This window comes from Pseudomonas sp. GW821-FHT03E01 (genome assembly GCF_059420765.1).
In genome coordinates, this window is the sequence record NZ_JBWKUI010000002.1 from 27,691 (window position 1) to 51,557 (window position 23,867).

General features: G+C 62.1%; 20 protein-coding genes. 16 read left to right on the plus strand and 4 right to left on the minus strand.

All coding sequences use genetic code 11. From position 1 onward, the window contains the following. Complete coding sequence (locus AC07VO_RS03075; protein ID WP_018929400.1) at positions 1-498, plus strand: GNAT family N-acetyltransferase; 498 nt, start codon at positions 1-3, stop codon at positions 496-498. A 58-nt stretch (positions 499-556) separates the two neighbouring features. Here AC07VO_RS03075 and AC07VO_RS03080 read toward each other — a convergent pair whose 3' ends face one another. Then, positions 557-868: a DUF6916 family protein gene (locus AC07VO_RS03080; protein ID WP_007940987.1), complete on the minus strand. Its 312-nt coding sequence runs from the start codon at positions 866-868 to the stop codon at positions 557-559. Positions 869-924: 56 nt separating this feature from the next. Then, a complete protein-coding gene (locus tag AC07VO_RS03085) occupies positions 925-1,512 on the minus strand; it encodes a phage tail protein (protein ID WP_018929399.1) in 588 nt (195 codons plus the stop codon). A 275-nt stretch (positions 1,513-1,787) separates the two neighbouring features. Here AC07VO_RS03085 and AC07VO_RS03090 point away from each other — a divergent pair, with 275 nt between their 5' ends. The 8 genes from AC07VO_RS03090 (at position 1,788) to AC07VO_RS03125 (ending at position 16,142) form a co-directional block, all read left to right on the plus strand. Further along, on the plus strand, positions 1,788-3,359 hold the full coding sequence (locus AC07VO_RS03090; protein WP_086944195.1) for a glycosyltransferase family 39 protein: 1,572 nt from the start codon (positions 1,788-1,790) through the stop codon (positions 3,357-3,359). Between the two features lie 151 nt (positions 3,360-3,510). After that, entirely contained in the window at positions 3,511-4,356 is an 846-nt protein-coding gene (locus AC07VO_RS03095; RefSeq protein ID WP_086944194.1) for a sulfotransferase family protein, read from the plus strand. A gap of 50 nt (positions 4,357-4,406) precedes the next feature. Further along, positions 4,407-10,124: an Ig-like domain-containing protein gene (locus tag AC07VO_RS03100; protein ID WP_495007478.1), complete on the plus strand. Its 5,718-nt coding sequence runs from the start codon at positions 4,407-4,409 to the stop codon at positions 10,122-10,124. Continuing rightward, positions 10,124-12,280: an Ig-like domain-containing protein gene (locus AC07VO_RS03105; protein ID WP_495007488.1), complete on the plus strand. Its 2,157-nt coding sequence runs from the start codon at positions 10,124-10,126 to the stop codon at positions 12,278-12,280. Before AC07VO_RS03100 ends, AC07VO_RS03105 begins: the two co-directional genes overlap by 1 nt. 41 nt (positions 12,281-12,321) lie before the next feature. Further along, positions 12,322-13,839 carry a TolC family protein gene (locus AC07VO_RS03110; protein WP_064615746.1) on the plus strand — a complete coding sequence of 506 codons (1,518 nt, stop codon included), beginning with the start codon at positions 12,322-12,324 and terminating at the stop codon, positions 13,837-13,839. Continuing rightward, positions 13,823-14,428, plus strand: a complete 606-nt coding sequence (gene cysC / locus AC07VO_RS03115) for an adenylyl-sulfate kinase (RefSeq protein ID WP_018929393.1) — start codon at positions 13,823-13,825, stop codon at positions 14,426-14,428. Before AC07VO_RS03110 ends, cysC begins: the two co-directional genes overlap by 17 nt. Further along, complete coding sequence (locus AC07VO_RS03120; protein WP_086944208.1) at positions 14,425-15,210, plus strand: aspartyl/asparaginyl beta-hydroxylase domain-containing protein; 786 nt, start codon at positions 14,425-14,427, stop codon at positions 15,208-15,210. Before cysC ends, AC07VO_RS03120 begins: the two co-directional genes overlap by 4 nt. After that, positions 15,198-16,142, plus strand: a complete 945-nt coding sequence (locus AC07VO_RS03125) for a sulfotransferase family protein (protein WP_495007479.1) — start codon at positions 15,198-15,200, stop codon at positions 16,140-16,142. The genes AC07VO_RS03120 and AC07VO_RS03125 overlap by 13 nt, the downstream gene beginning before the upstream one ends. A 112-nt stretch (positions 16,143-16,254) precedes the next feature. Here AC07VO_RS03125 and AC07VO_RS03130 read toward each other — a convergent pair whose 3' ends face one another. After that, positions 16,255-17,013, minus strand: coding sequence for a slipin family protein (locus tag AC07VO_RS03130; protein WP_018929390.1), 759 nt, complete (start codon positions 17,011-17,013; stop codon positions 16,255-16,257). A gap of 2 nt (positions 17,014-17,015) precedes the next feature. Further along, the gene (locus AC07VO_RS03135; protein ID WP_064615752.1) at positions 17,016-17,549 is read right to left on the minus strand and encodes an NfeD family protein; all 534 of its coding nucleotides are present in this window, start codon (positions 17,547-17,549) and stop codon (positions 17,016-17,018) included. Positions 17,550-17,763: 214 nt separating this feature from the next. Here AC07VO_RS03135 and AC07VO_RS03140 point away from each other — a divergent pair, with 214 nt between their 5' ends. The 7 genes from AC07VO_RS03140 (at position 17,764) to AC07VO_RS03170 (ending at position 23,859) form a co-directional block, all read left to right on the plus strand. Further along, the gene (locus AC07VO_RS03140) at positions 17,764-18,231 is read left to right on the plus strand and encodes an aminoacyl-tRNA deacylase (RefSeq protein WP_064615754.1); all 468 of its coding nucleotides are present in this window, start codon (positions 17,764-17,766) and stop codon (positions 18,229-18,231) included. 135 nt (positions 18,232-18,366) lie between these two features. Next, on the plus strand, positions 18,367-18,612 hold the full coding sequence (locus tag AC07VO_RS03145; protein ID WP_018929387.1) for a DUF2789 domain-containing protein: 246 nt from the start codon (positions 18,367-18,369) through the stop codon (positions 18,610-18,612). Positions 18,613-18,826: 214 nt separating this feature from the next. Beyond that, positions 18,827-19,255, plus strand: a complete 429-nt coding sequence (locus AC07VO_RS03150) for a MarR family winged helix-turn-helix transcriptional regulator (protein WP_086944192.1) — start codon at positions 18,827-18,829, stop codon at positions 19,253-19,255. Then, positions 19,252-21,324, plus strand: a complete 2,073-nt coding sequence (locus tag AC07VO_RS03155; protein WP_086944191.1) for an FUSC family protein — start codon at positions 19,252-19,254, stop codon at positions 21,322-21,324. Before AC07VO_RS03150 ends, AC07VO_RS03155 begins: the two co-directional genes overlap by 4 nt. Continuing rightward, positions 21,321-21,530, plus strand: a complete 210-nt coding sequence (locus AC07VO_RS03160; protein ID WP_064615760.1) for a DUF1656 domain-containing protein — start codon at positions 21,321-21,323, stop codon at positions 21,528-21,530. The genes AC07VO_RS03155 and AC07VO_RS03160 overlap by 4 nt, the downstream gene beginning before the upstream one ends. Then, on the plus strand, positions 21,527-22,414 hold the full coding sequence (locus AC07VO_RS03165; RefSeq protein WP_064615762.1) for an efflux RND transporter periplasmic adaptor subunit: 888 nt from the start codon (positions 21,527-21,529) through the stop codon (positions 22,412-22,414). Before AC07VO_RS03160 ends, AC07VO_RS03165 begins: the two co-directional genes overlap by 4 nt. After that, on the plus strand, positions 22,411-23,859 hold the full coding sequence (locus AC07VO_RS03170) for an efflux transporter outer membrane subunit (RefSeq protein WP_064615764.1): 1,449 nt from the start codon (positions 22,411-22,413) through the stop codon (positions 23,857-23,859). The genes AC07VO_RS03165 and AC07VO_RS03170 overlap by 4 nt, the downstream gene beginning before the upstream one ends. Positions 23,860-23,867: the final 8 nt, after the last annotated feature.

Sequence of the window (23,867 nt, forward strand, 5' to 3'; positions counted from 1 at the left end):
ATGGCGAACAGCGATTCAGTGGCAGCGGATGGCCTGGTGGTCAGGCCTTCGCGGGCCAGCGATGGACCTTTTCTGCACAGCCTTTACCAGGCGGCGCGGCCGGATCTGCAATGGATCGACGGCGAGCAGGAAGTGGTCCAACAGGTGGTTGCCCAGCAATTCACCGTGCAGGAACAAGGACTGGGGGAAAACTTTCCCGACGCCATGCATTACGTGATCGAGAAACTCGACACAGCCATCGGCGCGTTGACCACCGACTTCGGTCCCAATGAAATTCGCGTGCTGTACCTGGCGTTCATCCCCCAGGCCCGAGGCCGGGGTTACGGGCGGACGGTGCTGCAAGGCGTGCAAAAAGCCGCGCAACAAATCCGCTGCCCTGTGGCGACGGTGGTCTGGGCCAACAATCCCCATGCGCGCCAGCATTACCTGGCGCTGGGGTTTCAGGTTGAAGAGCGCAACCCGGCGGCGGAGCGGTTGGTGTGGTACCCGCAGGGTTAAGAGCAATACAAAAAACCGTGGTGAGGGGCTCACCACATAAGCCCGCTCCCACAAAGTCTCAGTTGAAGGCGATGTAGAAATAACCCACGTCGGGATCCCGCCCCATGGTCGGTACTCGCGAGACGAAAATATTTTCCACCTGGCCCAGTTCCGGCAACTCCAGCGCACACAAGCCATCGACAAAGTCGGTGGGTTGCAGGCTGTTGAGCTCGACGCTGAACGGCATGCGCTCGCTTTTGGGCATCTGTGAATGGGGCGTTTCTTTAAGGGTGTCGATATGGATCGGCAATTCACTGCCATCGGGCAGCCGCAGCGTCCCGGTCTTGCCCAGTAGTGCCTGAAAGTGTTGGCTTTGAACCTGTTGCAGCATGGCATCCCTCCATCAAGCAAAAGTGGCCGGGGGATGTGCATCCCCCGGCCAGACCCTCAGTTACGCGAAGGGAATAATCCGTTCAGGGCGATGCTGAAGTTGAGCACCAGGAACGGGTTCATCACCGTCATGGGCAAACCATTGCCGGCGGACGAGATTTCCCCCGTCACCGTGCTGGTGACACCCTTGAGCGGTACCGCCGCAGCACCTTGCTGATCGGAGTAGATGCTCGCCGAGCCTGGCCCGCCGCCCGAGGCACCGATGTACGAGTTGGTCGCGGTCGGGTTGGTGACCGGGTTGCTCGCCGGGCTGGCCAGTTGCAGGGTGGTGGTGGCCGTGAGCCCGGACAGGGCGTGGGTGTGGTTGGGCAGGTTATTGATGGTCGCGGTGACGTTTTCGGTCCCGGAGACCTCGCCGATGACACGCGGGGTCAGGCCCAGGCCGTTGCCTTGGGCAATCGGCATGCGGCCCTGCAGGTTGGGCAGCATGAAATTGGTGGTGCCATTGCCTCCATAGTAGGTTCCCAGCAGTGAGAACAGCGCCTGGTATTGCGAGATCCCCAGCGTCTGGCCATAGCACAGGGCCCAGCCGTTGGGGGCGAAGTTAAAGGCGAAAGGTTGGATAGTGCCCATGAATACTTCCATAGTTCCTCATCCCTCAGGTTAGTGTCTGATATGTCACATCGCAGGCCCGGTTATCCGGGCGGATCGCAGTGATCAGCCGACTCCGTTCATCTCCGTGGCTGGGTCACGCCACGCCAAAGCGTAGACGCTGATCGGAATGATTGCCGGACGTCGTCCGTCGTAAAGCCAGCATCGACGACGGGCCTGAGCCTGTCCTACAGTGCTTGAGAAAATTGCGTATTCACTGGTCGAAGTTCATTAGGTCGAGGCACATCAGGTTGAAACAAGGGGAGGCAATGGAGGCGCGCAGAGAAACACCGCTGGGTGACACTCAGGATCCGCACGCGACACCGGGCTCATGGGCGGCTGCCCGTCGCTTATTGCGGTGGGCGCGGGAGCACTGGCTGCTGCCGATCCTGGCATTGGCTGCGCTGGTGCGTTTTTACGACCTGACGGCGGCGGCGATCTGGGGTGACGAAGGGTCCAGCCTGTTGTTGAGCCAGTACTCTCTGGCCGGGATCTGGGAACATGCAGCCCATGATGTGCATCCGCCGCTGTATTTCATGCTGCTGCACGGCTGGATCGGGCTGTTCGGCGACGGCATTTTTTCGATTCGTTGCCTGAGCGCGCTGCCGGGTATTGCCACGGTCGGGCTCGGTGTCTGGCTGGTGGACCTGCTCGCGACCCGCCGCGCCGCGTTGCTGGCCGGGGTTCTGCTGGCGCTGTTGCCCACGGCGGTGCGGTATAGCCAGGAAGTGCGGATGTATTCGCTGTTGGGGATGTGGCTGATCGGCGCCACGATCGCCCTGGTGTACTGGATAAAACGGCCACAACGCACGCGCTATCTGGTGATCTACACCCTGCTGATGACAGCGGCGTTCTACACCCATTACTTCACCGCGCTGTGCGTGCTGTGTCACTGGTTGTATCTGGGCCTGATCCGTGTGCAGCCAGGGTACCGACTGCGGCACATTCAGCGCTCGGGCTGGTGGCTGGCCAATGTGGCCATCGTGCTGTTGTACTTGCCGTGGGTGCCCAGCCTGATCGATCTGATCCAGCACTTGGATCTGCTCAAGGCCAATGGTGATGTGGGGTGGGAGCCCCCCGTCATGCTCGACTCGTTGCCGTCGATGATCTGGTCGCTCCTGATCCAGGACGATGGCGAGAACCTGCCCACGCTGATTTTTATCGCGCTGCCACTGGCATTGGTGGCCCTGGCGGGCGTGGCGCTGGCCCGCGACCGCAGTGTGTTCCGTGGCAGTGCGCTGGCGGTGATCTACACCGCAGTCCCGTTATTGCTGGTGTTTGCGGTGTCGTTCATCTCGCCGGTGTTCATCGAGCGTTACCTGACCGCTTACGCCTTGGGTCTGCCGATGGTTGTCGCGCTGGCCGTCGATCGCTTGTACGCAGACTTCAAGGTCTTGGCACTGGCCGTGCTGCTGCTGTTTGCCGGTGTCGAGCTGGTGGGGGTGAAGAACAATGCCACGGTGGATACTGAGGATCAGATCAGCGTCATGGCCAAACACGTGAACCAGCACTTCATGCCCGGCGACCGAATCGTCACCAGTGACATGCTCTGGTACCTGAGTTACGTCTATTACAACCAGACCAACGCCAAACCGATGCTGTACACGCCACCATTGGCCGATGGCCGGTCGAGCCGGCCGAACGCCTACGGTTTCGGTACGCTGGTGACCAATGACATCTACCTGGATAGCCTCGATGCCTTGCCCAAAGGCACTGGTCGGGTATGGCTGGTCGGTACCCTCGAGGGGGCGGACGAGTTCGCTCCATTGCCCGCGGGCTGGCAACGCGTCGACGAAGCCCGGGGGGGAGGCGCCGTGGCACGCTTGTATGTGCTGAAGTAATCCGTGGTTTCAGGGCTTAAACGATTCAACTTTTAAACGGTTATATCAATTGCGTTTTCCAGTCGATTTAGCTCCAATTTGATATCAAAACACCACTAGCTGTAAGGCCATTCATGGTCTACGCTCCGTCGTACAAAGGACTGAATGACGGGTGAATGGATTGCAGCAGTTCCACTTTATCTCCGGCTTGCCGCGCTCGGGCTCGACCCTGCTTTCTGCCATTCTTTTGCAGAATCCGCGTTTCCATGCCGGCATGACCAGCCCCGTGGGCGCACTCTTTTCCGGCGTTCTGGAGCAATGCAGCGCCGGCAGCGAATTCGGCGCGGTGATCGACACCGACCTGCGTCGCCGCCTGTTGCGTGGCCTGTTCGATTCTTACTACGCCGACAAGGCCGACAAACCGGTGGTGTTCGACACCAACCGCTTGTGGAATTCGCGCCTGCCGGCGATCAGCGATCTGTTCCCTCAAGCCAAGATCATTGCCTGTGTGCGCAATGTCGCCTGGGTCATGGACAGCATCGAGCGCCTGTACCGCGCCAATCCCTTCGAAAACACCAAGCTGTTCGGCGATGCGGTTGAGCGCAACACGGTCTACAGCCGCTGCGAAACCCTGGCCCAACGCAATCGGTTGGTGGGGTTTTCCTGGGCCGCCCTCAAGGAAGCCTATTACGGCGAACACGCCGACTCACTGCTGATCATCGATTACGACCTGCTGAGTCAGGCGCCAGAGCGGGTGATGCGGCTGGTTTACGACTTCATCGGTGAACCCTGGTTCGAACATGATTTCGATCATTTGGCCTACGACGCACCGGAATTCGACCAGGCCCTTGGCCTCTCGGGGCTGCACAAGGTGAAGGCCAAGGTCCAATTGCAGTCCAGGCGCACGATCCTGCCGCCGGATTTGTTCAAGCAATACGCCGAGTTGTCCTTTTGGCTCGATGGCTCAGCCAGCGCCGCCAATGTCATTCGTATGAAAGCCGACGCCGCGATCAGTTGATCGCGGCGTTTTCATTGGTCTGTCAAAAAGTTCGAGTCCGGGTGAGCAGCATGTGGTGGAGCAAAGGCAAGTCGCGGGTTACCGAAGGCGCACGAGCGCTGGCCACGCCAATGATCATGTCCCTGGAGCCGCGCATGCTGTTCGACGGCGCGGTGGCCGCCACAGTGGCCGACACTGCCCAGGCTGACACCCATACCACGGCCGACGCGGTCAAGGCACCGACTGCCGACAAGTCGGTCGCCAGCAAGGACACCCACGGCCAGGCCGATGCCACGCCAACCCCGACACCTGTCGCGGTGCCAGGGCAAAGCGTGGTGTTCGTCGATTCGCGGGTCAAGGACGCCAACAGCCTGCTTAAAGGCGTCGCGCCGGGCACTCAGGTGGTCCAGCTGGACGCGGGCAAGGACGGCTTGCAGCAGATTGCCGACTACCTCGACACCCATCAGGGCATCAGTTCGGTGCAGATCATTGCCCACGGCAACGCAGGCGATCTGTGGCTGGGTAATAGTTATCTGTCGGCCGATAACGTCGCGGCCCGCAGCGCCGTGCTGGCGGAAATCGGCAAGGACATGAACGTCGGCGGCGACATCATGATCTACGGCTGCTACACCGCCGAAGGCGAGCGCGGCTTGAGTTTCGTCGACTCGCTGGCGCAACTGACCGGCCGTGATATCGCCGCTTCCAGCAACCGCACCGGGGTCGGTGGCGACTGGAATCTGGAAATTGCCACCGGCAACATCGAAAGCGCCAACGTACTCTCGACCAAGGCCATGAGCGAGTATCAGTGGGGCCTGGCCACCTGGACCGCCACCAACAACGCCAACACGGGCGTCGGCTCGCTGCGTGCCGCCCTCGCCTCGGCGCAGAACGGCGATATCGTCACATTCAGCACCGGCATGACGGTGCAATTGACCTCCGAATTGCTGATCAACAAGAACGTCTACGTTGATGGCGACTTGAACAACGACGGTGTGGCAGATGTGACTCTTGATGGTCAGTACAAGACCCGAGTGGTTGAAGTGGCGTCTGGCAGTACCGTGACGCTCGATGGCCTGGTGATCACCCGTGGCCTGGTGGCGGGCAACGGTGGCAACGGTGGCTACGGCGCCACGGGCGCAATGGCCGGGGGGATTTTCAACGCCGGGAATCTGACCCTGAAAAACGTTACCGTGACCTCCAACGCCGCTTCCGGTGGTGGTGGCGGCGGCGGTGTCACGGGCGCTTTTTACGGCGGTGGCGGCGGCGGTGGTGGCGGTTTGGGCGGCCAGGGCGGCGGGCACGGCGGTTCGGCAGGGCCGGGCACCGGCACATTGGGCGGCCAGGCGGGCAGCGGCGGTGTCGGTGGTTATGGCGGCGGTTATGACGCCACCCACATGGGCGGTCGCGGTGGTTCCACCACTGGCGGTGCTGGCGGGGTGGGCGTTTCCTATTACAGCAACGGCGGTAACGGTGCGACGGCCACCAATGGCACGATTTCCATTGGCGGTGGCGGCGGCGGGGCCGGTTGGGACAAGGTAGGTGGTGCTGGCGGCAACGCGGTAGGCGGGATCTACAACGCCAGCAGCGGCACCATAACCGTCATCGGCACGTCGACCATCAGCAACAACATCGGCGCCGGTGGCGGCGGTGGCGGTGGCGGTGGCCAAGGCAGCAATGCCAGTAATGGCGGCATTGGCGGCCGGGGCGTCGGTGCGATCTGGAACAAAGGCACGCTGCTGATGACGGCCGCCAACTTCGCGGCCCTGGCCGGTAATGCCGCAGCCAGTGGTGCAGGCGGTACCGCGCAGGGCGGAGGTTCAACCGGCACCTCGCCGACCTCTTTCTCGACTATCTACAACGACGGTGGCGTACTCAACACCGCGTATTCGCCACCGCCGACCGCGACCATTGTGGTCGCCGACACCACACTGAGCATCGGCGAAACGTCCTTGGTGACGATCACCTTTTCCGAGGCCGTGACCGGTTTCACCAACGCGGACCTGACTATCCCCAACGGCACCCTGAGCGCCGTCAGCAGCAGCGATGGCGGCATCACCTGGACGGCAACGTTCACCCCGTCCGTCAGTATTTCCGATACGACCAACGTCATCACCCTGGACAACACCGGCGTGATAAACGGCCTGGGCACCGCCGGCGTCGGCACCACCAACTCCAATAACTACACGGTCGACACCGTACGCCCGACCGCGACCATCGTGGTGGCGGACAATGCGCTGAAAGTCGGCGAAACCTCGCTGGTGACCATCACCTTCAATGAAGCGGTCACCGGTCTCACCAACGCGGACCTGACGATTGCCAACGGTACGCTCACGGCGGTGAGCAGCAGCGATGGCGGCATCACCTGGACGGGAACCTTCACCCCAACCGCCAGCATCACCGATACGACCAACCTGATCACTCTGGACAACACCGGAGTCAGCGACCTGGCGGGCAATGCCGGGAGCGGCACCACCGATTCGAACAACTACGCCATCGATACGGTACGCCCGACCGCCACGATTGTGGTGGCCGATACAACGCTGACCGCGAGTGAAACCTCGCTGGTGACCATTACGTTCAGCGAAGCGGTGAGTGGTTTCACCAACGCCGACCTGACCATCGCCAACGGCACACTGAGCGCGGTGAGCAGCAGCGATGGCGGCATCACCTGGACCGCGACCTTCACGCCGTCGGCCAGCGTCAATGACACCACCAACCTGATCACCCTGAACAATACCGGGGTCAGTGATCTGGCGGGCAACACCGGCAGCGGCACCACCAATTCGAACAACTACATGATCGACACCGTCCCGCCGACCGCGACCATCGTGGTCGCCGACAACGCACTGAAAATCGGCGAAACCTCACTGGTGACCATCACCTTCGATCAGGCCGTGAGCGGTTTCACCAACGCGGACCTGAGCATCGCCAACGGTACACTCACGGCGGTGAGCAGCAGCGACGGCGGCATTACCTGGACGGCGACCTTCACCCCGACCGCCAGCATCACCGACGCGACCAACCTGATCACCCTGGACAACTCTGGCGTGCAGGCGGCCGCCAGCGGTAACGTGGGCATTGGCACGACCGACTCCAACAACTATGCGATCGACACCGTGCGCCCGACGGCCACTATCGTGGTCGCGGACACGGCACTGAAAATCGGCGAAACCTCGCTGGTGACCATTACGTTCAGCGAAGCGGTGAGCGGTTTCACCAATGCGGACCTGACCATCGCCAACGGTACGCTCACGGCAGTGAGCAGCAGCGACGGCGGCATCACCTGGACCGCGACCTTCACCCCGAGCGCCAGCATCAACGACACCACCAACCTGATCACCCTGGACAATACCGGGATCAGCGATTTGGCGGGCAACGCCGGCAGCGGCACCACCGATTCCAATAACTACGCCATCGATACGGTACGCCCGACCGCCACGATTGTGGTGGCCGATACAACGCTGACCGCGGGCGAAACCTCGCTGGTGACCATTACCTTCAGCGAAGCGGTGAGCGGTTTCACCAATGCCGACCTGACCATTGCCAACGGTACGCTCACGGCGGTGAGCAGCAGCGACGGCGGCCTCACCTGGACGGCGACCTTCACGCCTTCGGCCAGCGTCAATGACACGACCAACCTGATCACCCTGAACAATACCGGGGTCAGTGATCTGGCGGGCAACACCGGCAGCGGCACCACCAATTCGAACAACTACGTGATCGACACCGTCCCGCCGACTGCGACCATCGTGGTCGCCGACAACGCACTGAAAATCGGCGAAACCTCACTGGTGACCATCACTTTCGATCAGGCCGTGAGCGGTTTCACCAACGCGGACCTGAGCATCGCCAACGGTACACTCACGGCGGTGAGCAGCAGCGACGGCGGCATTACCTGGACGGCGACCTTCACCCCGACCGCCAGCATCACCGACGCGACCAACCTGATCACCCTGGACAACACCGGCGTGCAGGCGGCCGCCAGCGGTAACGTAGGCATTGGCACGACCGATTCCAACAACTATGCCATCGACACCGTGCGCCCGACGGCCACCATCGTGGTCGCGGACTCGGCACTGAAAATCGGCGAAACCTCGCTGGTGACCATCACCTTCAGCGAAGCGGTGAGCGGTTTCACCAACGCTGACCTGACCATCGCCAACGGCACACTCACTGCGGTGAGCAGCAGCGACGGCGGCATCACCTGGACCGCGACCTTCACCCCGAGCGCCAGCATCAACGACACCACCAACCTGATCACCCTGGACAACACCGGGATCAGCGACCTGGCGGGCAACGCCGGCAGCGGCACCACCGATTCCAATAACTACGCCATCGACACCGTGCGCCCGACCGCCACGATTGTGCTGGCCGATACGACGCTGACCGCGGGCGAAACCTCGCTGGTGACCATTACCTTCAGCGAAGCGGTGAGCGGTTTCACCAACGCCGACCTGACGATTGCCAACGGTACGCTCACGGCGGTGAGCAGCAGTGACGGCGGCATCACCTGGACCGCGACCTTCACCCCGACCGTCGGCGTGAATGACTCGAGCAACGTCATCACCCTGAACAACACCGGGGTCAGTGATCTGGCGGGCAACACCGGTAGCGGCACCACCAACTCCGGCAACTACACCATCGATACGGTGCTGCCGACGGCGACCATCGTGGTGGCCGACAACGCGCTGAAAATCGGTGAAACCTCACTGGTGACGATCACCTTCAGCGAAGCGGTGAGCGGTTTCACCAACGCGGACCTGACCATCGCCAACGGTACGCTCACGGCGGTGAGCAGCAGCGACGGCGGCATCACCTGGACGGCCACGTTCACACCGACCAGCGCCATCACCGACGCGACTAACCTGATCACCCTGGACAACACCGGCGTGCAGGCGGCCGCCTCCGGTAACGTGGGCAGCGGCACCACCGATTCGAACAACTACGCCATCGATACCGTGCGCCCGACGGCCACCATCGTGGTTGCGGACTCGGCGCTGGCGGTGGGTCAGACTTCGGTAGTGACGATCACCTTCTCCGAGGCGGTGACCGGCTTCAGCCTCGCCGACCTGACGGTGAGCAACGGTACCCTGAGCAGTCTGAGCACCAGCGATAACATCACCTATACCGCCACCCTGACGCCGGCGGCGAGCATCACCGATGCGACCAACCTGATTACCCTGGACAACACCGGGGTGACCGATGGGGCCGGCAATACTGGAAGCGGCACTACCGACTCCAACAATTACGCCGTCGACAGCCAACGCCCGACGGCCACCATCGTCCTGGCGGACGCCGCCCTGAGTGCCGGAGAAACATCGTTGGTGACGATCACCTTCTCCGAGGCGGTGACCGGTTTCACCAATGCCGACCTGACCATCGCCAACGGTACGCTCACGGCAGTGAGCAGCAGCGATGGCGGCATCACCTGGACCGCGACCTTCACCCCAACCGCCGGCGTGAATGACACGAGCAACGTCATCACCCTGAACAATACCGGTGTGACCGATGTGGCCGGCAACACCGGCAGTGGCACCACCAACTCGGCCAACTACACCATCGATACGGTGCTGCCAACGGCCACCATCGTGGTGGCCGACAACGCGCTGAAAATCGGTGAAACGTCGCTGGTGACCATTACCTTCAGTGAAGCGGTGACCGGTTTCACCAATGCCGACCTGACCATCGCCAACGGTACGCTCACGGCAGTGAGCAGCAGCGATGGCGGCGCATCACCTGGACGGCCACGTTCACCCCGACCGCCAGCATCACCGACGCGACCAACCTGATCACCCTGGACAACACCGGCGTGCAGGCGGCCGCCTCCGGTAACGTGGGTAGCGGCACCACCGATTCCAACAACTACGCGATCGACACCGTGCGCCCGACGGCTACCATCGTGGTCGCGGACACGGCGCTGCAAATCGGCGAAACCTCGCTCGTGACCATCACCTTCAGCGAAGCGGTGAGCGGTTTCACCAACGCCGACCTGACCATCGCCAACGGTACGCTGAGCGCGGTGAGCAGCAGCGATGGCGGCATCACCTGGACGGCGACCTTCACGCCTTCGGCGGGCATCAACGACACCACCAATCTGATCACCCTGGACAACACCGGGATCAGCGACCTGGCGGGCAACGCTGGCAGCGGCACCACTGATTCCAACAACTACGCCATCGACAGCCAGCGTCCGACGGCCACCATCGTGTTGAGTGATTCGACCCTGAAACCGGGGGAAACCGCCCTGGTGACCATCACCTTCAGCGAAGCGGTGACGGGTTTCGACAACAGTGACTTGAGCGTCGCCAACGGTACCTTGAGCGCGGTCAGCAGCAGCGACGGTGGCCTCACCTGGACCGCGACCTTCACCCCGACTGCCGGGGTTACCGACGCCAGCAACATCATTACCCTGAACAACAGCGGCGTGTCGGACGTGGCCGGCAACACTGGAGCGGGCACCACCAACTCGGCCAACTATGTGGTGGAAACCCAGGTGCCGACCGCCACCATCGTCGTTGCCGACAGTGCCCTCAAGGCCGGTGAAACCTCGCTGGTGACCATTACCTTCAGCGAAGCGGTGAGCGGTTTCACCAATGCTGACCTGACGGTCGCCAACGGCACCCTCAGCAGTGTTTCTTCCAGCGATGGCGGCGTGACCTGGACGGCGACTTTCACGCCTGCCGCCAGCGTCACGGACACCACTAACCTGATCCGCCTGGACAACAGCGGTGTGACCAACGTGTCGGGCAACAGCGGCGTCGGCGTGACCGACTCCAACAACTACGCCATCGACACCGTGCGTCCAACCGCGACCATTGTGGTCGCGGACAATAAACTGGGTATCGGCGAGACCACCACGGTGACCTTTACCTTCAGCGAAGCGGTGTCCGGTTTCGACCTGTCCGACCTCAGCGTGGCCAATGGCGTGTTGTCCAACCTGGCCAGCAGCGACGGCGGAGTGACCTGGACCGCCACACTCACGCCGACCGCGAGCGTCAACGATGCGACTAACCTGATCCTGCTCGACACCGGCAATGTGCTCGACGCCGCGGGCAATGCCGGCGCCAGCATCGCCATCTCCAACAACTACGCACTTGATGCGACCCGTCCGACCGTCAGCATCGTGGTTGCCAATCCGGTGTTGGGAATTGGCCAGACGACACTGGTGACCTTCACATTCAGCGAAGCGGTCAGCAACTTCGACTTGTCGGACCTGAGCGTGACCAACGGTGAACTGACCAATCTGGCCAGCAGCGACGGCGGCAAGACCTGGACCGGGACCTTCACGCCCACCGCGAACATTACCGACCCGAGCAACTTCATTGCGCTGGACACCAGCAATGTGACGGACCTGGCGGGCAACCTGGGCGCCAGCGTCGCGGTATCCAATAACTACACAATCAACACCGTACCGACGCCACCCCCCTTGGTGTTGACACCGGTGGTCGTGGCCGATCCACCGAACGTGCCATTGCAACCGATCATCTTCACCCCACCCACTGGCGATCTCGGCTCGCCACTGACCTTTGCCCCGTTGTTTGAACAACGGGTGATGGGCAATGGCATTCGGCCTCTGGGCGACATTTTCATAAACCACGGGGCGCTGACGCCGAGTTTTATTGCCCAGGTATTCACCAGCAGCGACACCGGTGGCGATGGCTCAGGCCACGGCTTCCTCGGCTTTGGCGGGGGCGATGGTGGGGTCTTCGGCAGCAGCACGCTGTCGAGCCTGTTCAATCAGAACACCAGTAGCGAGGGGGATTCGCTGAACACCTTTGGTAATCAGTCAATCAAAGCGGGGGATGCTTCCCAAGGGCTGCGCGGCGTGTTTGGCGCACCGACTCTAGGCCAGCAATTGCAACAACTCAAAGACACCGAGCAACGGCAGGTCGACTGCCTGGCCGCGGCTTTGCAACAGGTCGGCATCAGTGAAATGCAGGCCTGAAAAAATCATTAAAGCAGTGCGGCACCGGGGGCAATACAAGGATGAAAAGAAGTCATAAGTTGTTCGGCGCCAGCCTGCTGGCGCTGGCGATCAGCGGATGTGCAGTCACCAGTCAACCGATCGAACGCAGCGTCAGCCAACAGCGCGCCAAAAGCGATCTGCAAAACATGTACAAGGGTCAGGAGCCCCTCAGCGGCCCGCTGACCCTGCACCAGGCCATGGCCCGCGCGGTGAAATACAACCTCGAAGGCCGGCTCAAGATCATGGAAGAAGCCCTGGCCAAGCGCCAACTCGACCTCGCCAGTTTCGACATGCTGCCGCGCATGGCGCTGGATGCCGGTTACGTGGGGCGCAACAACGTCAACGCCTCCAGCAGCCAGAGCGTGCGCACCGGCACCCAGTCTCTGGAACCGTCGACCTCCCAGGACCGCGACCGTGACGTGGCGGACCTGACCATGGTCTGGAACGTGCTCGACTTCGGCGTCAGCTACATCAGCGCCAAGCAGCAGGGCGATCAGCGGCTGATCGTGCAGGAACGTCGGCGCAAGGTGATCAACACCATCGTCCAGGACGTGCGCTCGGCCTATTGGCGAGCCGTGGCCGCCGAACGTTTGCTCAAGCAAATCGACAGCCTGATGGCCCGGGTCGATACCGCCCGTGAGAATAGCCAGAGCATGAGCCAACAGCGTATCGGCGATCCGATCCAGTCGTTGGCTTATCAGCGCTCGCTGATCGAAGCCACCCGGCAACTGGAAGAGCAACGCCGCGCGCTGTCGCTGGCAAAAACCGAGTTGGCGACCCTGATCAACCTGCCACTGAATACCGAGCTGACGCTGGCGACCCAGGACGATTACGACATTCCGGAACTCAAGGTCGACCTCGCCAGCCTGGAGCAGGAAGCCCTGACCAGTCGGCCGGAGTTGCGCGAGCAGGATTACCAGACCCGCATCAGCGCGGCCGAAACCCGCAAAGCCATGCTGCGCCTGTTACCAGGGCTGGAGTTCTCCGCTGGCGGGCATTACGACAGCAACTCGTTTTTGGTGGAACAGAGCTGGGCGGATTACGGGGTGAAAGTCACCTGGAACCTGTTCAATGTGATTTCCGCACCCGCCGCGATCGATGTCGCCAAGGCCGGCGAAGAAGTCGCCGCGGCACGTCGTCAGGCGATGTCCATCGCAGTGTTGGCCCAGCTCTACGTGGCCAACGCCAACTACCGCGAAGCACTGCGGCAGTTCCAGACCAATCAGCAATTGTCGAACATCGACGGGCAAATCATCGGCCAGCTGCGCAACCGCTATCAGGCGGCCGGGCTGGGCGAACTGGATCTGATCCAGGGCGAACTGAACACGTTGCAGGCCGATCTGCGTCGCGACCTGTCCTACGCTGACCTGCGCAACGCTTACGGGCAAATCTTCGCCAGCGCCGGTCTCGATCCGCTGCCGGACGAGGTGCAATCTACCGAAGTCCAGTCCATCGCCACCGCACTGGCCAATCGCGAAGCGGCGTGGGCGGCGGGCAACATCTCAGTACCGCCGGTGGCCCATGCCCCGGTCCGCTAACCTGCTGGCGCCGACGGCGAGCATCAGCCGCGCCCAACGGGAGGCCCGCAACGGCCATCGCGGCACGGCGATTCTGCTGACCGGTTTACCGGCGGCGGGCAAGTCGACATTGGCCCAGGCACTGCACGCCGAGCTGTTCGAACATGGCGTGCAGAGTGTGGTGCTCGATGGCGATGGACTGCGGGTCGGGCTCAATCGCGATCTGGGGTTCACCGACAGTGATCGCCTGGAAAACATCCGCCGCGCCAGCGAAGTGGCGGCGCTGTTGGTCGAGAATGGGCAGATTGTCATCCTCGCGATGATTGCGCCCTTGGTGGAGTTGCGCGAACTGTTTGCCCGACGGCTGGGCGAGGATTACCGCGAAGTCTGGTGCAGCGCCTCTTTGACGGTGTGTGAACAGCGTGATCCCAAAGGTCATTACGCCCGGGCTCGACGGGGTGAGTTGGCGGGCTTCACCGGTGTTTCCGCGCCTTACGAACCACCGCCGTGTGCGTCGCTGGTGCTCGATACGGGCGCGCAATCGGTCGAGGCCTGTCTTGACCGTTTGCTGACCTGGCTCGGCGAATGTGCGGTGCTGCCAAAACGATGAGCCGACCGGCATTCTCCCGATTGCCGGTGACGGTGGATTTGCCGTTGCTGTTGCAGGCGCTGGCGGCGATCGGTGAGGACGACTGGCACGGTCATTTCAACAGCGCTTACTACACCGGTGACTGGAGCGGCGTGGCGCTGATTTCCGCGGCCGATGCCTTGACCGAGCTGGCGCCCGGAAGCGGTGAGCCTCGAGTGCGCGAACCCTGGCGACGGGATGGTCGATGGCAGCAAGGGCTGCGGGATCTGCCGCTGGAGATCGTCTGCGCGCGCCTGTTGCGACTTGGCCCGGGCGGGCGTATCCATGAGCATCGTGACTATGACCTGGGCGAGCCGGATGCGGACTTGCGTCTGCACATCCCGCTGCTCAGCCCCTCTCAAGTGGACTTCATGCTGGACGGCCAGCGCATGCCGATGGCCGCTGGCGAGTGCTGGTACCTCGACCTGGCGCGACCTCATCGCGTAGACAACCGCGATACCCAGACACGGATTCATCTGGTGCTCGATTGCCGGCCCGGTGCCTGGCTGGAGCAGGCGATTATCGATGGGGTGGCAACCACGCCGTCGCCGCTGGTCGGTGATCAAGCTTTAGAGCAATTCAACGCACTGCTGGCCGGCGATCCGCAGCTGTGCAAGTCCTTGCAGGGATTGCGGGACAACGAAGCCTTTGTCGCCCGCACTCTGGAGCTGGCCGCCGAGCGTGGCCTTGTGTTCACCCGCGAAGAATTGCGTGCGGCGATGCGCGATGGTCGCCGCCAGTGGACTGAACAATGGAGCGCCTGAACCTCGAAGGCTGGTTGCCGATTCGCGTGTGGCAAGAGGCTGGGCAATGGCCAGTCGACTGGTGCTGGTTCGGTGACACGCGGCTGCATCAGCCGTTTTTTCGTGACGCCATGGAGGATGCGCTGCGACTGCCGTTCAATCAGGCATTCCGCCGAAAAACGGCATTGTCGACCCTTGCGGACTGGCAGGCTTGCAGTCCCGGCCTGACACCGAGCGCCTTTATCTTTCACGCGTCCCGCTGTGGCTCGACCCTGATCAGCCAGATGCTGGCGCGACTCGACAACCACATTGTCATCAGCGAACCCCCGCCACTGGACGCGTTGCTACGCAGCGATTTGCCTGCTGTCGAGCGCCGTGCGGCGATCAAAGGGTTACTGTCGGCCTACGGGCAATGTCGACGTGGCGTGGAGCAACGGCTGGTGATCAAACTCGACGCCTGGAACATCGGTGAACTGCCGTTACTGCGCGAGTGCTTCCCTGAAACACCGTGGCTGTTTCTTTACCGCGATCCGCTGGAAATTGCTGTCTCGCATCTGCGTCGCCCGGGCGTGCACATGGTGCCGGGGATGATCGGCGCCAGTGTGCTGGATGACGAATTTCCATTCAGCGGCCGTGAGGATTACATCGCTCGGCGGTTGGGGCAATTGCTGGCGTCGGGGTTGGCGCAATGCCAGGCATTTGGTGGCTGGGCGGTGAATTACAGCGAACTGCCGCAGGCGATGGCGGGGCGGTTGGCGGCGTTCTTTGCGTTGGACATCGAGCAGCGCCGGCAAGTGTTTGCAGCGGTGGGGCAACATGCCAAGCAGCCGTCGCAGGTGTTTGTCGGCGACGGCGATGACAAGCGTCGCGAAGCCTCGGCGTTGCTTCGTGAACGGGTGGAGCGCTGGGCGCGGGAGCCGTATGAGGCGTTGGAACAATTGCGCAAAATATAATCTTATTGTGGCGAGGGAGCTTGCTCCCGCTCGGCTGCGTAGCAGTCGCAGATGTTGGGGCCGCTTCGCGACCCAGCGGGAGCAAGCTCCCTCGCCACAGGTTATCGGTGGATCAGGATTTTGACGACAAATCCGCCATCCCCTTGAGCAATTCGATCGGCAGCGGGAAGACGATGGTCGAACTCTTGTCACCGGCAATCGAACTCAGCGTCTGCATGTAGCGCAACTGCATGGCCCCCGGCTGACGCCCGAGCATTTCGGCAGCCTGCATGAGTTTTTCCGAGGCCTGCAATTCGCCTTCGGCGTGGATCACCTTGGCCCGGCGTTCCCGTTCGGCTTCGGCCTGTTTGGCGATGGCGCGAATCATCGATTCGTTGAGGTCCACGTGCTTGATCTCGACGGTGGCCACCTTGATGCCCCAGGCATCGGTCTGGGCATCGAGCACTTGCTGGACGTCGACGTTCAGCCGTTCCCGTTCGGCCAGCAATTCATCGAGTTCATGTTTACCGAGCACCGCCCGCAACGTGGTCTGAGCCAGTTGGCTGGTGGCCATGAGAAAGTCCTCGACCTGGATGATCGCCCGTTGCGGATCGAGCACCCGGAAATACAGCACTGCATTGACCTTGACCGAGACGTTGTCGCGGGTGATCACGTCTTGTGGCGGTATGTCGAGCACCACGGTCCGCAGGTCGACACGAACCATTTGTTGAACCGCCGGAATCAGCAGGATCAGACCCGGGCCCTTGACCTGCCAGAAGCGTCCGAGCTGGAACACCACGCCGCGTTCGTATTCGCGCAGAATGCGGAAAGTCGACCCCGCCAGTGCAATCAGCAATAACAGCAGCGCGGCAAAACCCAATTGCAGACCCATGACTATTCTCCACCCGGTGCCGCGTCAGTCGCGGCCACTTGCAGCAGTAGACCCTTGCGTGCCACCACCCGGACCTGTTGTCCCGGTTTCAGCGGTGTGGCACTCATGACTTGCCATTGTTCGCCTTGCAGGTGCACCCAGCCGACATAAGCATTGCCAGCCTGCAACGACGTTATCGGCGTCACGCTGCCCAGTAATTCGGCGTCGCCGCTGAAGTTGCGGCGCGGTCGGGTTTTCAAGGCGCGGATCAGCAGGAAAATCAGCAGTAGTGCGCTGATCAGCCCCAGGCCGATGATCAAGGGAACAGGCACTTCGGCATCGGTCAGAATCAGTGCGCCGATCACGAACATCACAATGCCGCCAAAACCGACCACGCCGAAATTGGGCAATGCCGCCTCGGCGATCATAAACGCGATGCCAAAGGTGATCAGCCAGATCCCGATCGGGTCGGGAACCAGCACTACAACGGTGTCCGCTGCGAAAACCGGTCCGCTCAGGGCCAACAGCAGCGCAATTACACAGCAACGAATGTTCACTTGACCCTCCGGGAGAGTCATCCGTCCGCGAGCCGTTCGTGGCTCTGTGTACAAGTCTAGTTGAGCCTGTGGCTGTATGAATTTTGACCAGTTGTTGACCGCCTCCGACGGGCGGATTTCCCGCCGGATTCCACCCGCGGGCCTAGACTTTTAATGGAGAGAAAAAATTCTAACCATCGTCCGCCATTCGTTGTTGCGGACACCGAGGTGCATCATGCGTATGGCAAAAACCGTGCAGACCAGCCTGGACAAGGCGCACTGCGAATATGACATCGTTTCCCATCCGCACTCGGCCAGCAGCCTTGAAACGGCGCGGCTCGCAGGCATTCCTGCTGAACGGGTGGCCAAATCGGTGATCCTCGACGATCGCCACGGGCATTACTTGATGGCCGTGCTGCCCGCCAGCCGTCACCTGGACCTGAGCAAAGTCCGTGGCAGCAGCGAATGGCAAGTCACCCGGGAAAGCAACCTGCCGCACCTGTTCGACGATTGCGAACGCGGCGCCGTGCCTGCATTGGGCGAATCCTATGGCCTGGACATGGTCATTGACCCGATGCTGACCCGGCAGAAAGACATCTACCTCGAAGCCGGCAACCACAACAACCTGGTACACATGAGCGTGCCTGAATATCTGAAAATGGTGCCGCATGCCGAGGTCTGCGAGTTGAGTCAGTCGGCCTAGTGTCGACATAACTGCCGTCGTCGCGGGCAAGCCTCGCTCCTACATTCGACCGCGCGTCCCTGTAGGAGCGAGGCTTGCCCGCGAATGGCCGCGCCACAGTCACCCATCCAATACGCGATCACAAAGGAGCGCCACATGGAATCCCCCACCCACAGCCTCCCGGCCCTGTTCAAACAACTCGGCCTGCCTGACGACCCCGAAAGCATTGATAAATTCATCGCTACCCACTCGCCGCTCAAACCCGAATTGCACCTGGCGGACGCGTTCTTCTGGAGCGAGAGCCAGGCAGAGTTGCTGCGTGAGGAAATTCTGGATGACGCGGATTGGGCGGAGGTGGTGGATCAGCTGGATGTAATGCTGAGGAAGGGGCGGGGGGTGTAAAAAAATCTGGAGAGAAATGGCGAAATGTAAAAAAACTGGTGAGTGGTAAAAAAAACTGGGCAGAAACTGAGTTTGTTAGCTTTTTCCGCGTCTGGCCGTTGCTCGCCAATTTGTTTCAAAACTTGACCAACTTTCCCCTCGAATGCCATATTGATAGTTAGCAAACTAACAGTGTGTGCATTCCCTCGTGCCAAAGAACCTCGCCGCTCTCCAGATGAACATCAGCAGCTCCATGGTGGTGGCCGCCAGGCATTGGCGGAAGATCTGCCAGACCACGCTGGTCAACTATGGGATCTCCGAAGCCTGCGCCGCCCCGCTATTGATGATCGGGCGCTTGGGCGAGGGTGTGCGGCAGGTGACGGTCGCGCAGGCGGCGGGGATGGAGAGCCCGTCTCTGGTGCGGCTGCTGGATCAGTTGTGTCATGCCGGTTACGTCTGCCGTACCGAAGACATTCATGACCGACGCGCCAAATGCCTGAGCCTGACCGCGACCGGTCGCGAGTTGGTGCAGGCGGTCGAAGCCGAGTTGGTGCGATTGCGCCAGGACGTGCTCGAAGGCATCGACCAGAGTGATCTGGAAGCGGCACTGCGGGTACTCAAAGCCTTCGAAGCGGCCAATCATCTGCCGGTGGTTCAGCCTTGAGCGGTTTTTTCACCGGCGTGCCCCCGGCGCGGGACTGGTTCTACGGTGTGCGCACGTTCGCGGCCTCGATGATTGCGCTGTACATCGCCATGCTCATGCAAATGCCTCGTCCGTATTGGGCGATGGCCACGGTGTACATCGTTTCCAGCCCGTTCCTCGGCCCTACCAGCTCCAAGGCGTTGTATCGCGCGGCGGGTACCTTGCTCGGTGCGGCGGCGGCGGTGTTTTTTGTGCCGATGTTCGTTCAGAGCACTTATGTGCTGGTGGTGGTCATCGCGCTGTGGACCGGGATTTTGCTGTTCCTGTCCTTGCACCTGCGCACCGCCAACAACTACGCCTTGATGCTCGCCGGTTACACCTTGCCGCTGATCGCCTTGCCGGTGGTGGCTAACCCTTTGGCGGTGTGGGACGTGGCCGAGGCGCGGACCGAAGAGATCTTTCTCGGCATCGCCTGCGCGGCGGTCGTCGGCGCCATGTTCTGGCCACGGCGGCTGGCGCCGGTGTTCAACGACTCGGTGAACAAATGGTTTGCCGATGCCTCGACCTACAGCCTGCGCTTCCTCAGCCGCAATGTGCAGCCGGAGGAAGTCAGCGCCTTGCGTTCATCGATGGTGGCGAACTTCAACAGCCTGGAATTGATGATCGGTCAGCTGCCGCACGAGGGCGCGCGAGCGCAAACGGTGCGCAACACCAAGGAGCTGCGCGGGCGAATGATCCACCTGTTGCCGGTGATCGACGCCCTCGACGATGCGCTTTATGCCCTCGAGCGGCGCACGCCGGAGCTTGTGGATAAGTTCGCGCCACTGCTGATCGCAACCAGCGAATGGCTTGACCACAAAGACGCTGATCTCGACCGCTGGCAGGCCCTGAAAAACCGGCTCGAAGCGCTGCAGCCAAGTGCCGAGGCGCTGGACGATCGCAAGCAGTTGCTGTTTTCCAACGCGCTGTATCGCCTCGGCGAGTGGATCGACCTGTGGCAAGACTGTCGCAGCCTGCAATACGCCATTCAGTGTGAGAGTCAGGACAACTGGCGCGCGGTGTATCGGCACTGGCGGCTGGGGCGACTGTCACCGTTTCTCGACCGTGGCTTGATGCTCTATTCGGCGGCTTCTACGGTCACCGCGATCATCGTTGCCTCGGTGTTGTGGATTCTGCTCGGCTGGACCGACGGCGGCAGCGCGGTGATCCTGGCGGCGGTGGCGTGCAGTTTCTTTGCGTCGATGGACGACCCGGCGCCGCAGATCTACCGGTTCTTTTTCTGGACCGCGATGTCGGTGCTGTTCGCCGGCCTTTATCTGTTTCTGATCCTGCCGAACCTGCATGACTTCCCGATGCTGGTGCTGGCGTTCGCCATCCCGTTCATTTGCGTCGGCACCCTGACAGTGCAGCCGCGTTTTTATCTGGGGATGTTGCTGACCATCGTCAACACCTCGTCCTTCATCAGCATTCAGGGCGCCTACGACGCGGATTTTCTCAGTTTCACCAACTCCAACCTGGCCGGGCCCATAGGGTTACTGTTCGCGTTCATCTGGACCCTGATCGCCCGGCCATTCGGTGCGGAACTGGCGGCCAAGCGCCTGACCCGTTTCAGCTGGCGCGACATCGTCGGCCTGACCGAGCCGGCCACGCTGGCCGAACACCGGCACATGGGCGTGCAGATGCTCGATCGCCTGATGCAGCATTTGCCGCGCCTGGCCATGACCGGCCAGGACACCGGCATCGCCCTGCGCGAAGTGCGCGTGGCCCTGAATCTGCTGGACCTGCTCGCCTATTCGCCGCGAGTGCCGGGTGCGCCGCAAGCGCTGCTGCGCCAGGTGGTGGCTGAAGTCGGCGAGTACTTCAAGGCCTGCCTCAAGGCCGGTGAACGTCTGCCCGCGCCTGGCCCGTTGCTGATGACCCTCGATCGCACCCGCCGCGCCCTCGGCGGCCAAGGTGATGACGAAACCCGTCTGCATTTGCTGCACGCCTTGAGCGGCTTGCGTCTGGCGCTGTTGCCGGGCGTCGAGTTTGTCGGCACGGGCGAACTCGAAGAACCGCTTCCCCATGGCATCGATGGAGCGCCTTTATGATCGGTGATCTGGATATCAGCGGGGTGTTCCTGCCCACGCTGCTGGTGCTGATGGGCATTACCTACGTGTTGTTCCTGTTGGTGCACGGGGTGCTGACGCGCCTGCACTTTTACCGTCTGGTCTGGCACCGGGCATTGTTCAACGTGGCTCTCTACGCTGTGCTGCTCAGCGCCGTGGACTCACTCAGTCGATACCTGATGACATGAAAAAACCTTTATTGACCCTCGGCCGTGTGGTCCTGACGCTGTTGATCGTGACCTTCGCGATTGTCGTGGTCTGGCGCATGGTCATGTATTACATGTTCGCGCCCTGGACCCGGGACGGGCACATCCGTGCCGACATCGTGCAGATTGCCCCGGATGTATCGGGGCTGATCCAGCAAGTGGAGGTGCGCGACAACCAGTGGGTGAAACGCGGCCAGGTGCTGTTCAGCATCGATCAGGACCGCTTCAAGCTGGCCCTGCGCCAAGCCAAAGCGGCGGTCGCCGATCGTCAGGAAACCTTGGCCCAGGCCCAGCGCGAGGCCAAGCGTAACCGTGGCTTGGGCAATCTGGTCCCGGCCGAGCAACTGGAAGAAAGCCAGTCCCGGGTGGCGCGCGCCGAAGTGGCGTTGATGGAAGCGCAAGTAACGGTGGACAGCGCCCAGCTCAACCTTGACCGCTCGGTGATCCGCAGCCCGGTGGATGGCTACGTCAACGACCGGGCGCCACGCTCCCAGGAGTTCGTCAGCGCCGGGCGGCCAGTGTTGTCGGTGGTGGACAGTAACTCCTTCCATATCGACGGCTATTTCGAAGAAACCAAACTGGACGGCATTCATGTCGGCCAGAGCGTTGATATTCGGGTGATCGGCGACCGTGCGCGCCTGCGCGGGCATGTCGAAAGCATCGTCGCCGGCATCGAAGACCGTGACCGCAGCAGCGGCAGCAACCTGTTGCCCAACGTCAACCCGGCGTTCAGTTGGGTGCGGCTGGCCCAGCGGATTCCGGTGCGAATCGCTTTCGATGAGGTGCCGGAAGATTTCCGCATGATTGCCGGGCGTACGGCCACCGTGTCGATCATCGACGATCAAATCGGGGGGCCGGCGAAATGAGCAGGGCCTCGGGTTTGGCGGTTGCCGGATTGGGCTTGTTGCTGTCGGCCTGTCAGGTAGTGGGGCCGGATTATCACTTGCCGGACGAGGCCGCCGTGCACCGTGAAGACTTTCAGGGCGACCTGGCGGTGAACGGCAAACATGTCGTCTCGGCACCGGTGCCCGCCGATTGGTGGCGGTTGTATCAGGATCCGCGTCTGGACCAATTGGTGCAGCAGGCCATGGCCTCCAACACCGATTTGCGGGTGGCGGCGGCGAATCTTTCGCGGGCTCGCGCTCAGGTCGACGAAGCGCAGGCGGCGGGCGGTTGGAGCGGCGGTGTGAAGGTCGGCGCCCAGCGTTTGCAGGAGTCCGGCGAAGCGTTCTTGATACCGGAAAAAGTGCCCGTGGCCAACGTCGGCGATATCGGCATCACGACCTCGTATCAGTTCGACTTGTTCGGCACCTTGCAGCGCGGCATCGAAGCGGCCAAGGCCAATGCCGATGCGACCCAGGCGGCAGCGGACACCGCGCGCATCACCCTGGTGGCCGATGTGGTGCGGGCTTACACCCAGGTTTGTGCGGCCAACGAAGAGCGGGAGATCGCGCAGCATTCCCTCGACCTGCAAGCCCAGAGCACCTCCCTGACCCAGCGCTTGCGCGATGCCGGGCGCGGCGATGAAACCCAGGTCACCCGTTCGCAAACCCAATTCAAATCCTTGCGCGCCGAATTGCCGCGTTATGAAGCCGCACGTCAGGCCGGGTTGTTCCGCTTGTCGATGCTGCTGGCCAAACCGGTCGAGCAACTGCCGGCGGGCACCAGCGACTGCGCCGAGCTGCCGAAAGTTACCCAATTGTTGCCGGTGGGTGACGGCGCCACTCTGCTCAAACGCCGACCAGACGTGCGCCAGGCCGAGCGCAAGTTGGCGGCGGCCACCGCCGGCATCGGCATTGCCACCGGCGAGTTGTACCCGGACATCAGCATCGGCGCGACCGTGGGCACGGTCGGCACCCTGGAAAACCTTGGCAAACCGTCGACCAATCGCTGGGGCTTCGGTCCGTTGCTGACCTGGACCGTACCGTCCAACGGCTCCCGCGCGCGAATCCGTGAGGCCGAGTTCGCAACTCAAGGCGCGCTGGCGCATTTCGATGGCGTGGTGCTCAACGCCATCCGCGAGACTCAGACCGGCCTGGCGCAATATTCCGCGCAACTTCAGCGTCGCGATGCGTTGGCGGACGCCGAACAGTCGGCGCAATTGGCGGCGGACCAGACCCACCGCTTCTTCCAGGCCGGTCGCGCGTCGTTCCTGGCGGACTTGCAAGCCACCCGCACCTACACCGATGCACGGGCGCAACTGGCCTCGGCCAATACTCAGGTTGCCATGAGCCAGATCGACTTGTTCCTCGCCTTGGGCGGTGGCTGGGAAAGCGGACGAACGCAAGGCTCACAACCCGGCAAACCCTGAGGCCGTTG

Excerpts from the sequence above, each read along its gene's own strand:
- AC07VO_RS03075 (WP_018929400.1), top strand. The coding sequence starts at position 1 with ATGGCGAACAGCGATTCAGTGGCAGCGGATGGCCTGGTGGTCAGGCCT.
- AC07VO_RS03080 (WP_007940987.1), bottom strand. The coding sequence starts at position 868 with ATGCTGCAACAGGTTCAAAGCCAACACTTTCAGGCACTACTGGGCAAG.
- AC07VO_RS03085 (WP_018929399.1), bottom strand. The coding sequence starts at position 1,512 with ATGGAAGTATTCATGGGCACTATCCAACCTTTCGCCTTTAACTTCGCC.
- AC07VO_RS03090 (WP_086944195.1), top strand. The coding sequence starts at position 1,788 with ATGGAGGCGCGCAGAGAAACACCGCTGGGTGACACTCAGGATCCGCAC.
- AC07VO_RS03100 (WP_495007478.1), top strand. The coding sequence starts at position 4,407 with ATGTGGTGGAGCAAAGGCAAGTCGCGGGTTACCGAAGGCGCACGAGCG.
- AC07VO_RS03110 (WP_064615746.1), top strand. The coding sequence starts at position 12,322 with ATGAAAAGAAGTCATAAGTTGTTCGGCGCCAGCCTGCTGGCGCTGGCG.
- cysC (WP_018929393.1), top strand. The coding sequence starts at position 13,823 with ATGCCCCGGTCCGCTAACCTGCTGGCGCCGACGGCGAGCATCAGCCGC.
- AC07VO_RS03120 (WP_086944208.1), top strand. The coding sequence starts at position 14,425 with ATGAGCCGACCGGCATTCTCCCGATTGCCGGTGACGGTGGATTTGCCG.
- AC07VO_RS03125 (WP_495007479.1), top strand. The coding sequence starts at position 15,198 with ATGGAGCGCCTGAACCTCGAAGGCTGGTTGCCGATTCGCGTGTGGCAA.
- AC07VO_RS03130 (WP_018929390.1), bottom strand. The coding sequence starts at position 17,013 with ATGGGTCTGCAATTGGGTTTTGCCGCGCTGCTGTTATTGCTGATTGCA.
- AC07VO_RS03140 (WP_064615754.1), top strand. The coding sequence starts at position 17,764 with ATGCGTATGGCAAAAACCGTGCAGACCAGCCTGGACAAGGCGCACTGC.
- AC07VO_RS03145 (WP_018929387.1), top strand. The coding sequence starts at position 18,367 with ATGGAATCCCCCACCCACAGCCTCCCGGCCCTGTTCAAACAACTCGGC.
- AC07VO_RS03150 (WP_086944192.1), top strand. The coding sequence starts at position 18,827 with ATGAACATCAGCAGCTCCATGGTGGTGGCCGCCAGGCATTGGCGGAAG.
- AC07VO_RS03160 (WP_064615760.1), top strand. The coding sequence starts at position 21,321 with ATGATCGGTGATCTGGATATCAGCGGGGTGTTCCTGCCCACGCTGCTG.
- AC07VO_RS03165 (WP_064615762.1), top strand. The coding sequence starts at position 21,527 with ATGAAAAAACCTTTATTGACCCTCGGCCGTGTGGTCCTGACGCTGTTG.
- AC07VO_RS03170 (WP_064615764.1), top strand. The coding sequence starts at position 22,411 with ATGAGCAGGGCCTCGGGTTTGGCGGTTGCCGGATTGGGCTTGTTGCTG.